10 protein-coding genes are annotated in these 11,986 nt (G+C 72.3%); 1 reads left to right on the top strand and 9 read right to left on the bottom strand.

From position 1 onward, the window contains the following. Positions 1-54 precede the first annotated feature (54 nt). The 4 genes from AC5PYY_RS09995 to AC5PYY_RS09980 all read right to left on the bottom strand — a co-directional run bounded on the left by AC5PYY_RS09995 (position 55) and on the right by AC5PYY_RS09980 (position 3,488). Positions 55-462, bottom strand: a complete 408-nt coding sequence (locus AC5PYY_RS09995; protein WP_493896667.1) for a universal stress protein — start codon at positions 460-462, stop codon at positions 55-57. Between the two features lie 51 nt (positions 463-513). Next, positions 514-1,698 carry a DUF4192 domain-containing protein gene (locus AC5PYY_RS09990; protein WP_493896666.1) on the bottom strand — a complete coding sequence of 395 codons (1,185 nt, stop codon included), beginning with the start codon at positions 1,696-1,698 and terminating at the stop codon, positions 514-516. A gap of 60 nt (positions 1,699-1,758) precedes the next feature. Continuing rightward, on the bottom strand, positions 1,759-2,457 hold the full coding sequence (locus AC5PYY_RS09985; protein WP_493896665.1) for an EcsC family protein: 699 nt from the start codon (positions 2,455-2,457) through the stop codon (positions 1,759-1,761). 77 nt (positions 2,458-2,534) lie between these two features. Continuing rightward, positions 2,535-3,488 (bottom strand): PAC2 family protein, encoded by a 954-nt coding sequence (locus tag AC5PYY_RS09980; protein ID WP_493896664.1) that lies wholly within the window; start codon positions 3,486-3,488, stop codon positions 2,535-2,537. A 124-nt stretch (positions 3,489-3,612) separates the two neighbouring features. On the opposite strand from AC5PYY_RS09980, the gene AC5PYY_RS09975 reads away from it, so the two are divergent. Then, on the top strand, positions 3,613-5,763 hold the full coding sequence (locus tag AC5PYY_RS09975; protein ID WP_493896663.1) for a prolyl oligopeptidase family serine peptidase: 2,151 nt from the start codon (positions 3,613-3,615) through the stop codon (positions 5,761-5,763). 27 nt (positions 5,764-5,790) lie between these two features. On the opposite strand, the gene AC5PYY_RS09970 is transcribed toward AC5PYY_RS09975, so the two are convergent. The 5 genes from AC5PYY_RS09970 to hrpA form a co-directional block, all read right to left on the bottom strand. After that, positions 5,791-5,934, bottom strand: a complete 144-nt coding sequence (locus AC5PYY_RS09970; protein ID WP_493896662.1) for a hypothetical protein — start codon at positions 5,932-5,934, stop codon at positions 5,791-5,793. Between the two features lie 74 nt (positions 5,935-6,008). Beyond that, positions 6,009-6,617 carry a dephospho-CoA kinase gene (coaE, locus tag AC5PYY_RS09965; protein ID WP_493896661.1) on the bottom strand — a complete coding sequence of 203 codons (609 nt, stop codon included), beginning with the start codon at positions 6,615-6,617 and terminating at the stop codon, positions 6,009-6,011. Next, positions 6,617-6,922, bottom strand: a complete 306-nt coding sequence (locus tag AC5PYY_RS09960) for a hypothetical protein (protein WP_493896660.1) — start codon at positions 6,920-6,922, stop codon at positions 6,617-6,619. The genes coaE and AC5PYY_RS09960 overlap by 1 nt, the downstream gene beginning before the upstream one ends. Further along, on the bottom strand, positions 6,919-7,575 hold the full coding sequence (locus AC5PYY_RS09955; RefSeq protein WP_493896659.1) for a 4a-hydroxytetrahydrobiopterin dehydratase: 657 nt from the start codon (positions 7,573-7,575) through the stop codon (positions 6,919-6,921). The genes AC5PYY_RS09960 and AC5PYY_RS09955 overlap by 4 nt, the downstream gene beginning before the upstream one ends. Before the next feature lie 258 nt (positions 7,576-7,833). Beyond that, positions 7,834-11,961: an ATP-dependent RNA helicase HrpA gene (gene hrpA / locus AC5PYY_RS09950; protein WP_493896658.1), complete on the bottom strand. Its 4,128-nt coding sequence runs from the start codon at positions 11,959-11,961 to the stop codon at positions 7,834-7,836. Positions 11,962-11,986: the final 25 nt, after the last annotated feature.

Genomic DNA, 11,986 nt, shown 5'->3' with positions numbered 1-11,986 from the left:
GACACGCGGCTCGACGCCGGGCCCGTGTCCGTGGTCAGGGGCCCCCGAGCCGGCTCAGTCGCTCTCGCCGGCCTTGACCGCCAGGACCGCGCACTGCGCCTCGAGCAGGATCCGCTGCGCGTTGGATCCGAGGATCAGCTTGCCGATCGGTGTCCGGCGACGCAGCCCGATGACGATGAGGTCACCCTCGGACTCGCCCGCGACCTCGATGAGATCTTCGGCGGGCTCGTTGCCGCGGGCCAGAGCGCGCACCTCGTGCTCGATACCTGCGCCGTCGAGATCGCTGCGGACGGAGTCCAACTCCTCCTCGAACCGACGTGCCTCCCCCGCGTCGAAGTCTCGTCCGCCCCGGTGGGAGTTCACCACGATGAGCTTGGCCTTGCGCAGCAGCGCCTCGGCGCGAGCGGCGGCCAGGGCGGCGCGGCCCTCGCGGGTGGGAATGTAGCCAACGATGATCGACATGGGCCTGGACATCCTCCTTGCGGTGACTGCTCTTCCGGGCGAGGGTACACCTCAGGCTGCGGGCCGCCTGCCGGGGTGACCTGCACCGTCGCGCCCGCTCGCCTCCCCCGGCCGGGGCGGCCGCAGCCCGCCCGACAGAGCCCGGCGCAGGAGCGTCGCCATGCTGTAGTCAGGATCGACCTCGAGCGCGAGATCGCACGTCTCGTTGGCGATGGTCCCCTCCCCCCGCGCCCAGGAGATCAACCCGGTCAGCGTGAGCAGCGGCGCCGCGAGACTGCGCGGCACCTGGGAGACGAGCACCAGCAGCCGCTCCAGTCCCGCGTGGGTGGTCACCGAGGATTCCCAGGCGGGGACCCATCTGCAGAAGTCCTCCTTCTGCGCCGCGTCGAGCAGGTCCTCCAGCCGGAAGACCGCGGGAGCCCAGCGGGCGAGGACCGCGTCGCGCAGGAGGGTGTCGTGCAGGACGAGGGTGATCCACGCCCGTTGCCGTGCCGAGGGCGCACGGCCGTCGAGGACCCAGCCGGCGAGTGCCCGTAGCGCCTCGGCGTCGTCGAGCCGCTCAGGGGCCAGGCTCAGGACCGAGATGGCCAGGTCGGTCTCGGAGACGGCGCCCTCGTCGAGGTGGCGCACCTGGCGGACCACGTCGCTGCGGGAGCCGACAGCCGATCGGCCGCGCAGGACGAGGTCGGCCGTCGCGGGCACGTCAGCCGCGACGGGTGCCTCGATCCAGTGTCCCTGGAGGACGGGCTCGCCGGACGCCACGACCTCGCGCAGGCTCCGCGACTCGTCGCGCAGCAGCACCAGGTCGTGCAGGACCGATCCGGAGCGACGCGCCAGCTCGCGCCCCACCCGTGCCAGCCCGCGCTCGGCCTCGTCGCTGACGTCCCGGTCCGCGCCGGTCCCCGACTCCGGCAGGTCGTAGCCGAAGAGGTGCAGGAGCGTGGGCCCCTCATCCGCGACCTGGCTCAGTGCCGGCAGGAGGGCGTCGACCACCCCCGTGCCGAGGTGCTCGACGGGGGGTAGGTCGAGTCGGGCGGTGCACACCACGGCCAGACCCGACGTCCCTGGGCGGGGTGAGCCGGCCGGGCGGGTGACGACGAGGACGATCGAGTGGTCCGGTCGGTAGCCCATCAGGTGCGGCAGCACGGCCAGCAACTGGTGGATCCCCCCGAGGCGGACGGACGGGTCATGGTCGGTGGGAGGGTTCGAGCGCCCCCCGCGCTCCTGCAGAGTCATGCCTCCAGACTGCCGCGAGCGGGCCCGTCGTGACGGGCCCGCTCGCGATCTGTGGATAACTCAGTCCTGCGGGGCGAACTCCGCGCGGGCGTGATCGGCGATGCGCTTCATGAGGTAGCCGTCCAGACCGGCGCCGATGACACCCCCGGCGACCGGCACGAACCGGATGATCCGGCCCAGTGCCTTGCCGCCGACAGCGGTGAGCAGGCGGAAACCGACGGCCTTGTTGACCATCATCGCCGCTGCCTTGGGGAGGCGGGACATCGCCAGGGTGGCCAGTCGACCCGACCCGCTGAGCCCGGCGGCCGTGGTGACGCCTGCCTTGCGCATGAGCTCGTCGGCATCCGCCCCCACCAGCGAGAGCACGACCGCCGCGCGAGCTGCCTTGGTGGTGACGTCATACCCTCGGAGCTCGGCGATCCCGGCCACCATGCGGGTGGCGAGGGTATAGAACTCGAGCACGTTGGCGGGCAGGGCGACCGGCATCGTGAAGATGCCGCCCACGCCGGTGACGAAGCCGCCGACAGCCGCCTTCTTGATGTGGTCGCCGGCGATGTCGTCGATCGCCTTCTCGACGTCGGCGCCGTGCTTGGACCGGGCCTTGGCGACGACCTCGGCCGAGGAGTCCACCGGGCCGATCCCGTCGACGCCGAAGTCCAGCAGCTTGCCCACGAAGGCGTTGGCGAGCGAGTCCAGCGGCCCGTCCTCCGCCGCCTCGGGGGTGTTCACCTTCACCGTCTCGGATCCAGGTTCAGCCACGTCTTCTCTCCTCAGGAGTGGGGGTCAGGATGCCGTGCCATCCTGGCACGGGCGGTCGGGGAGCGGAGGGTATGACGTCACCGCGCGTCCGGGGGCGGCGCTCCGTCTCCGTCTTCCGCCTCCTCGGCGGCCTCGGGGTCGCGCAGGAACTCTTCCAGCTGGGCACCGATCTCCTCGGCGCTGGGCAGGTTGGCCACCTCCGCGGCGAGCAGGCTCTTGCGCCGCTGCCCCTCCAGGAAGTGGTCGTAGCGGCGCTCCAACCCCTCGACGACCTCCTTGGCCTCCTCGTTGCCGGCCAGCTCCTCCTCGATCCGGCCGCGGGTCAGCCCCGCCATCGCGATGAGGTCGGCCGTCGGCAGCACCAGGCCGCTGAGGTCCATGAGCGCATCGGCCGCGGCGACCGCCGCGTCCCCGAACTGCGTCTCGGCGAGGTAGTGCGGCACGTGCACTGCCACGCCCATGGTGAGCAGGCCAGCCTCCGCGAGCCGCAGGTGCAGCAGGGAGTCGGCGCTTGAGGGGACCCGGACCTGACCGAAGATCGGCGTGTAGTCACCGAGGACGGACGGGTCGCTGGCGAAGCGCGTGGACCCCACCGGCCGCGTGTGCGGCACCGCCATCGGGATGCCGTGGGCGCTGAGCATCCGGCGCACCCCGAAGGCGAGGCTGAGCTGACGTACCGCCTCGACGAAGCCCTCCCAGCGGTAGTCCGGCTCCACGCCGTGCAGCAGCAGGAACGGCTCCCCGGCCGCGTCGATCATGCGGTAGAGCACGAGCGAGGGGTCGTCGTAGTCCGCGTAGTGATCGCTGTCGAAGGTCATGAGCGGACGGCGCGAGCGGTAGTCCACCAGCTCGTCGGTGTCGAAGGTCGCCACCACCTCGTGCTCGAGCGTGTCGAGCAGGTGGTCCGCGACGCTCGAGCGCACCTGGCCTGCGTCGAGGAAGCCGTCCAACGAGACGAGCAGCAGCGGGGCGGGTTGGGGCTGGCGGGCGGCGTCGGCCTCCAGCCGGAACAGTGGCGAATGCGTCGTCACGTGGTCTCCTCTCGGTCTGCTGCTACAACGTCGCGGTGACGCCCAGGATTCCGCCGACCGACGACATACCTGCGAGGGCGCGTCCGGACCGTGGTCAGTCGGTGCCGGGTGATAGGACAGGGGTATGACGACGGCGCCTACCTCAGCGTTCCACGACCTCGCGCACTACGTGGCCCTCCCCCGGGTCTCGGGGCTCGCGCTGAGCCCCAACGGCAGCCGACTCGTCACCACGGTCGCCACGCTCAACCGGAAGGGCACCGGCTATGCCACGGCGCTCTGGCAGATCGACCCCGCAGGTGAGCGTCCGGCGCACCGACTGACCCGCAGCGCCAAGGGCGAGGCCGGAGCCGCCTTCGGCGTCGCCGGCGACCTCTACTTCACCTCGGCACGCCCCGATCCCGACAGTGACGACGACGAGCCCGAGACGGCGCTCTGGCACCTGCCCGCCCACGGCGGGGAGGCCCGTGTGGTGTTGCGGCGCCCCGGCGGCGTGGGCGGCGTGACCTGCGCGCGCGGGGCCGATCGGGTGCTCCTGGTCGCGGGTCGCCTGCCGGGCGCCCGGTCGGAGCGGGAGCACGCGAGGCTGGCGCGTGCCCGCAAGGACGCCGGGGTCGACGCGATCCTGCACTCGTCCTACCCCGTCCGCTACTGGGACCACGACCTCGGCCCGGAGCAGCCGCAGGTCTTCGCCCTCGAGCAGGGCCCGGACCCGCAGGGCGCACCCGAGGAGCCGCGCCCCGACCGCGGCGGCGGCGCCGACGAGGACGCCGCGGCCGCTCTTCGTCCCGGCACGGTCGACCAGGCACCGGACCGGCACCTGCGGCTGCTCACCGGCGACCTGCGGGCTCCGCTGCACGAGCCCAGCCCCGTGGTGGCCCCGGACGGCTCGTTCGCGCTCGTGGGGATGACGCTGCCGGGCCCGCGTGCCGAGCTGCGCGAAGGGATCGCGCGGATCGACCTCGAGAGCGGCGAGCTCCGACCGCTCGTCGACCTCGAGGGGCACGAGGCGTACGCCGGCCCGGTGAGCCCGGACGGCGCCCGTGCCGTGATCGTCATCGACCGGGTCACCACGCCCTCCGATCCTCCACGCCCGCGGCTGCACCTGCTCGACACGGCCACCGGCCGCACCACCCCGCTGGCGCACGAGTGGGACCACTGGGGCGAACCCGTCGCGTGGACCCCGGACGGTCTGGCGGTGCTCGTGCTCGCCGACAGCGACGGTCGGCGCCCGGTCTTCCGCATCGACGTGGACTCCGGTGCGGTCACCCAGCTCACGCACGACGACGCCGCGTGGAGCGAACTCGTCGTGGCCCCGGACGGCGAGGTGGCCTACGGCGTGCGCAGCTCCTACCTCTTCCCGCCCGAGGTGGCGCGCCTCGACCTCACGACCGGCGAGGTGACCCCGCTGCCCGGCCCCACGGAGCGCCCCCGCATCCCGGGACGCCTGGAGGAGGTCGAGACGACCACCGATGACGGCACCCGGGTCCGTGCCTGGTTGGCCCTGCCCGAGGACGCTGCCCCGGAGTCCGGACACCCGCTGCTGCTGTGGATCCACGGCGGCCCGCTCGGCTCGTGGAACGCCTGGACCTGGCGGTGGAACCCCTGGCTGATGACCGCGCAGGGGTATGCCGTGCTGCTGCCCGATCCGGCCCTCTCCACCGGCTACGGCCAGGACTTCATCCAGCGCGGCTGGGGAGCGTGGGGCGACGCGCCTTACACCGACCTCATGGCGATCACCGACACCATCGCGCGCCGCGACGACATCGACGAGGCGCGCACCGCCGCCATGGGCGGCTCCTTCGGCGGGTACATGGCCAACTGGGTGGCGGGGCATACCGATCGGTTCCGCGCCATCGTCACCCACGCGTCCCTCTGGGCGCTGGAGGGCTTCGGCCCCACGACGGACGCCGCGTTCTACTGGCAGCGCGAGATGACTCCGGAGATGAGCGAGGCGCACTCGCCGCACCAGTTCGTCGACCGCATCGTGACGCCGATGCTCGTCATCCACGGCGACAAGGACTACCGCGTCCCGATCGGCGAGGGGCTCCGGCTGTGGTACGAGCTGCTCTCACGCTCCGGGGCACCGGCTGCCGAGGACGGCTCCACCGTGCACCGCTTCCTCTACTTCCCTCACGAGAACCACTGGATCCTCGCGCCGCAGCACGCCCAGGTCTGGTATGCCGTCGTCAGCGGCTTCCTCGCCGAGCACGTGCTGGGCCAGGAGCCGCCCGCGGCGGCGGCGCACCTGGGTCTCGCCGCTCCGTCGGACGACTGACTCCGAAGTAGGGGGCAGCGGCCGCGCTCAGCGCCGCTGCAGCATCGTCACCATCCCGACCACCACCGCGGTCCACCAGCCGACGTGCGAGGCGACGATGCTGCCCTTCATCCACCACAGCAGCACGGGCGGGATCTCGCCGGCGGTGGAGCGGGGCGACAGCTGACGCATCTGCCCCTCAAGCTGGTCGACGACCAGCCCGTTGTTCGCGAGCAGCAGGTGTAGTGGGTCGCGAGGTGGCCCCCTCAGGAGGTGCCCTGGGCGGCAGGGCGGAGCCACTGCTCCCAGAGGTGGTCGACCGCACGGTGCAGTTCAGCGAGAGTGCCCGAGTTGTCCAGCAGCACGTCGGCGACCTTCGCCCGCTGGGCATCGGTCGCCTGGGCCGCGACCCTGGCACGGGCGGCCTCCTCCGACATTCCCCGTAGCTCCACGAGACGACGGACGCGTTCGGCAGCAGGCACGTCCACCACGACTACGAGGTCGTAGTCGGGCGCCAGCCCCATCTCGACGAGTAGCGGGATGTCGTGCACGACCACGGATCCCGGGGGTGCGGACGCCATGAGCTCGGCCGAGCGAGCCCGGATGCGCGGGTGGGTGATCGCCTCGAGGTCGCGCCGCGCCTGAGCGTCGTCGAAGACCACGGCGGCCAACCCCGCCCGGTCCAGCGACCCGTCCGCCGCGATCACGTCCGGTCCGAAACGCGCCCCGATCTCGGCCAGACCGGGGGTGCCCGGAGCCACGACCTCGCGCGCCACCGCGTCGGCGTCCACCACCACCGCGCCGAGGACCCCCAGTCGGGCCGCGACGGTCGACTTGCCGGAGCCGATGCCTCCGGTCAGCCCCACCCGAGTCATCAGGCGAAATCCAGCTGCTCGCGTCGCACCACGGACAGCGCGAGCCCGAGGCACAGCACGGCCGGCACGAAGAAGAACCCCACGCTGGCGATCGACAGCAGGGCCAGGGCGACCATCACGATCAGCGCGGTGATCGCCACCGACAGCACGGGTCGTGCCGCGACGACGAGTGGGCAGGCCATGAGGGCGCACAACCAGAGGAAGGACAGCCGATCGAGGCTGGTGGTGAGGGCGAAGACGAGCGAGGTCAGGATCGCCATGAGCGCCGCCACGAGCGCGAGCACCTGGGAGCGCCGCAGCCTCATCCGTCGCGGCCCTGCCGGGTGCAGACGCAGGCCTCGTTGCCCTCGGCGTCGGCGAGGACCCACCAGGAGGGAGCGAACTCATCGGTGACCAGCCGCCCGCCGGCGGCGAGCGCCGCGGAGATCCGCGCCTCGGCCTGGTCGTGGGGGACGTTGACGTCGAGGTGGAAGCGCCCTCGCTCGGTGCGTGCCTGCTCCATCTGCTGGAACCACATCGGCGCGAGGCGCCCGGCCCCATCCTCGAGCTGGTGCTCACCGGTCTCGTCGTGACCGAGCACGGCGGCCCAGAACGGCTCCACCGACGGCGCATCCATGACATCCAGAGCGATCTCCAGCACGGAGACCTCCTCCGGGACCGCCGTCAGCTCCAAGTCCCGCGCGATGGCGCTCACCGCCGACGCGAGGGCCCGATCCCGTGTGGTGAGCTCGCCGACGTCGTGGCTGACCGTGGAGATCGTCACGTGCGGGTAGCGCAGGTCGAGGTCGGGATGGTGGTCGAGCTCGTCGGCGGCTTCGGCGATCCGCGAGACGAAGCGCGCCCCCGCCGAGAAGTCGGGAGTGCGGTAGCGCGTGTGCAGCCGCCCCAGCATGACCCGCCAGTCGGCGAGCTCGGGGTCGTCGGACAGCACCTGGGCGGTCAGCGTCTCGAAGGCCATACCTCGACTCTGCCAGATCCGGACCAGCCGCACGCACTGCATACACCGGACGCACGTTCGGCACGCACCGGACGCACGTTCCACACGCACCGGACGCACGTTCGGCACGCACCGGACGCACGTTCCGCACGCACCGGACGCATACCGCGCGGCCAGTCACAGCACACCGCGCGCCCAGTCACAACACATCGCGCGGCCAGTCACAACAAATTGCGCGGCCAGTCACAACAGATCGCGCGGCCAGTCGGGGGTGTGCGGTCAGCCGGCGGCCTCGGCGCGGTCCATGGCGGCGTAGATCCGCTTCGGCGAGACCGGGGCCGGGGTGCCCAGGCGCTGTGCGAAGAGCGAGACCCGGAGCTCCTGCAGGGACCAGACGATGTCGAGGACGTCGGGGTCCTGGCGGCGGTGCGGCGGCAGTCCGGCGAGGAAGGAGTCGATCTCCTCCTGCACGATCTGCACGTCCTCCATCCGTTCGCGGTCGCGGGTCAGGTCCTGCACGCCCTTGTCGAGACGTTCGGCCATCGCCCGCAGCCAGACCACCATCCGGGGCAGCCGTGCGTGGCCGACCTCGGCCACGAAGCCAGGCTTCACCAAGGCATCCAGCTGCCGCCGTAGATCGGTCGCCAGGTCCGCCGCGGCGGGGGCGTCCAGCCGCTGCAGGCGCAGCGACACCTCGCGCGCCGTGTCGAGGATCGGCACCAACGACTCGACGATCTCCAGCACCCGGGGCACGGTCTGCTGGCGCACGCCGACCAGCGCCGCCTCGAACTGCTCCGGGGTCCGCACGGTGGCGCCGGGCTGCTCGGCGACGACCGAGTCGACGGCCGCGGCCAGCGCGTCCTCGAGCAGGGCGGGCACCGAGCCGTGCGGGTTGTGGCCGAGGCTGAGCTTCTGACTGTTGGACAGCAGGGCGAGCAGCCGCTTCCACGGCGGCGTCGTGCCGAGCAGCAGCAGCCGGCGCACACCCCGGCGGGTCTCGCGCTCGGCCTCCGAGCGCGTCGCGAGCACCCGGACGTCCACCGCCTCGCCGGTGTCGACCAGCGCCGGGTAGCCCTGCACCTCCCGCGGTCCGACCTGTCTGCTGAAGGTCTCCGGCAGGGGGTCGAGGTCAGCCGGCCACCCCGTCAGCCCCGAGCGCTCGACCCCAGAGGCGGCGGCCGCCATGGTCGTGCGCACCTGACCGGCGAGCTGCTCCTGCAGGTCGGCGAGGTCCTTGCCCTCGCCGAGCACCTCCACCCGGCCCCGCCGACGGTTGCGTCCTTTCTGCCCCGAGGGCCGCACCGCGCGCTCGACGCGGAAGGTCATCCGCAGGTGGTCCGGCACGCGCTCCCAGGCCATGTCCTCAGGCCTCACCCGCGCCAGGCCCCGCCGAGTGAGCTCCGCGGCGACCGCCTCCCGCACCGGCACCGTCCCCACCACGCCGGCCTCCTGCATACCGCGCAGCGCCGCCCGCGCATGGTCGGGGGCGGGGACGAAGTTGCGCCGCAGGTCTTTGGGCAGCGCCTTGACCAGCGCCGTCACCAGCTCCTCGTGCATGCCGGGGACGAGCCAGTCCAGACCCTCCCCGCTCATCTGGTTGAGCACCTCGACCGGCAGGTGCACGGTGACGCCGTCGGCGTCGGCACCCGGCTCGAACTGGTAGGTCAACCCGAACGTCAGCTCGTCCTGACGCCACTGCGTCGGGAAGTCGTCCTGGCTGACGTGCTCGCCCGCGTCCCCGACGAGCAGCTCCTCGGTGAAGGTGAGCAGCTGCGGGTCCTGCCGACGCGCGGTCTTCCACCACGTGTCGAAGTGCGCGCCGGAGACCACCTCCGCGGGGATGCGCGCGTCGTAGAACTCCACCAGCGTCTCGTCGTCGACGAGGATGTCGCGGCGCCGGGCGCGGGCCTCGAGCTGACCGAGCTCACGCACCAGCCGGCGGTTGGCGTGGAAGAACTCGTGGCGCGTCTCCCAGTCCTCCTCGACCAGGCCCTGCCGGATGAACAGGTCGCGGGCGGTCTCGGGGTCGGTGCGCGCGAGTGGCACGGTGCGCCCCGCGACGAGGGGTATGCCGTAGAGCGTCACCCGCTCGTCCGCCACCGCGGAGCCGGCCGAGCGGGACCAGCGCGGCTCGCTGTAGGAACGCTTGACCAGGTGCGCCGCAGCACGCTCCACCCAGGCGGGGTCGATGACCGCGTTGGTGCGGGCCCAGAGGCGGGTGGTCTCGACCAGCTCGGCGCTCATGACCCAGTCAGGGTTGGTGCGGTGCAGGACCGAGCCGGGCTGGAGCACGAAGCGGGCGTTGCGGGCACCCAGGTAGGCGCGGGCCTCGCGCTCCCACATCCCCACGTTGGAAAGCAGCCCGGTGAGGAGGGACTCGTGCACCTGGGTGGCGTTCGCCGGGTGCTGGTTGAGCTCCATCCCGAGCTGCTTCACCGCCCGCCGCAGCTGGGTGTGCAGGTCCTGCCACTCGCGGACCCGCAGGTAGTGCAGGAACTCGGCCTTGCAGCGGCGCCGGAAGGCGCTGTTGGAGAGCTGCTTCTGCTGCTGCTGCAGGTAGCGCCACAGGTTGAGGACGACGAGGAAGTCGCTGTCGACGACGTCCTTGGCGTCCTTGGCGTCCTTGCCGCCCTTGCTGCCCTGGCCGCCCTCGCGGTTCGTGTCGCCCTGGCCGTCCTGCGATGCGACACCCCCGGCGCGCCGGAAGCGGGCGTGCGCCTGGTCGGCCTGCTGCTGGTGGTCGGCGGGCCGCTCGCGCACGTCCTGGATCGACAGCGCCGCGACGATGACGAGCACCTCCTTGAGGGCTCCCTGCCGCTCGGCCTCGATGAGCATGCGGGCCAGCCGGGGATCGACGGGCAGGCCGACGATGGCGCGACCGTAGGGGGTCAGCCGTTTGCGAGGCAGGTGCGCGGGAGCGGTCGGGTCGATCGCCTGCAGCTCGGTGAGCAGCCGGACGCCGTCTGCGACCTGGCGGGAGTCCGGCGGCTCCAGGAAGCCGAACTTCTCGATGTCGCCCAGCCCCAGACTGGTCATCTGGAGGATGACGCTGGCCAGGTTGGTCCGCAGGATCTCGGGGTCGGTGAACTCCGGGCGGTCCTCGAAGTCCTCCTCGGAGTAGAGGCGGATCGCGATCCCGTCGGCGAGGCGACCGCACCGGCCGGCCCGCTGGTTGGCCGACGCCTGGCTGATCGGCTCGATCGGCAGCCGCTGGACCTTGAGTCGCTGGCTGTAGCGACTGATGCGCGCGGTGCCGGTGTCCACGACATACCGGATCCCCGGCACCGTGAGCGAGGTCTCGGCGACGTTGGTGGACACGACGATCCGCCGCCCTCCGTGCCGGGCGAAGACCCGGTGCTGCTCGGCTGCGGAGAGCCGGCCGTAGAGCGGCAGCACCTCGGTGCTCGGCAGGTCCAGCCCCTCGAGCGCGTCGACGACGTCCCGGATCTCCCGCTCACCGGAGCAGAAGACCAGGACGTCCTCGCCCTTGCCGTCCCGGCCGGAGGCCTCGGTCCACAGCTCCTCGACGGCCTCGACGACGCCGGTGACCTGGTCGACCTCGACCTCGGTGGGGGCCCCGTCCGATCCGGAGCCCGGGACCTCCCGGGTCAGCGGACGGTAACGGATCTCGACGGGGTAGGTACGTCCTGAGACCTCGACCACCGGCGCGGGGCGGCCCTGGGCATCGGCGAAGAACGCGGCGAAGCGATCCACGTCGATCGTGGCCGAGGTGATGATCACCTTGAGGTCGGGGCGCTGCGGCAGGAGCTGCCTGAGGTAGCCGAGGATGAAGTCGATGTTGAGGCTGCGCTCGTGCGCCTCGTCGATGATGAGGGTGTCGTAGCGGCGCAGCTGCCGGTCGCGCTGCAGCTCGGAGAGCAGGATGCCGTCGGTCATGACCTTGAGCAGGGTGTCCTGGCGGGACCGGTCGGTGAAGCGCACCTGATAGCCCACGAGGCTGCCGAGCTCGACCCCGAGCTCCTCGCTGACCCGCTCGGCCACCGACCGGGCGGCGATCCGGCGAGGCTGGGTGTGCCCGATCATCCCCTCGACGCCCCGGCCGAGCTCGAGGCAGATCTTCGGCAGCTGCGTGGTCTTGCCCGAGCCGGTCTCCCCTGCTACGACCACGACCTGGTGGTCGCGGATCGCGTCCCGGATCTCGGCCCGCCGCTCGCTGACGGGCAGCTCCGGCGGGTAGTGCAGGGCCTCGGGTGCCGGGAGGGCGGCCCGGCGGGCCGCGACGGCGGCCTCGCGGGCGCGGTGCTGCTGCGCACGCCGCTGCGGGTCGCGCTGCCTCGGCTCCCGCGCCCGCTGCTCGCTGGACGGGGTGGTATGCGGGTGCTCGCGGCGGCGACCGGAGGCGCCCTGACGGCGCGGTCGCCCGCGACGTCGGTCTGGCTCGGGCACGCCTTCCACTGTAACCAGCGGGGCC

It is taken from the genome of Serinicoccus sp. JS2-9 (assembly GCF_059025165.1).
Note: the sequence above shows the minus strand (reverse complement) of the source record. Positions and strands in the feature narration are given on the sequence as shown.

Bases quoted from the DNA above. Each gene is read 5' to 3' on its own strand.
- AC5PYY_RS09955 (WP_493896659.1), bottom strand. From the start codon at position 7,575: ATGGCCTTCGAGACGCTGACCGCCCAGGTGCTGTCCGACGACCCCGAG.
- AC5PYY_RS09970 (WP_493896662.1), bottom strand. From the start codon at position 5,934: ATGCGTCAGCTGTCGCCCCGCTCCACCGCCGGCGAGATCCCGCCCGTG.
- AC5PYY_RS09960 (WP_493896660.1), bottom strand. From the start codon at position 6,922: ATGAGGCTGCGGCGCTCCCAGGTGCTCGCGCTCGTGGCGGCGCTCATG.
- AC5PYY_RS09975 (WP_493896663.1), top strand. From the start codon at position 3,613: ATGACGACGGCGCCTACCTCAGCGTTCCACGACCTCGCGCACTACGTG.
- coaE (WP_493896661.1), bottom strand. From the start codon at position 6,617: ATGACTCGGGTGGGGCTGACCGGAGGCATCGGCTCCGGCAAGTCGACC.
- AC5PYY_RS09990 (WP_493896666.1), bottom strand. From the start codon at position 1,698: ATGACTCTGCAGGAGCGCGGGGGGCGCTCGAACCCTCCCACCGACCAT.
- AC5PYY_RS09995 (WP_493896667.1), bottom strand. From the start codon at position 462: ATGTCGATCATCGTTGGCTACATTCCCACCCGCGAGGGCCGCGCCGCC.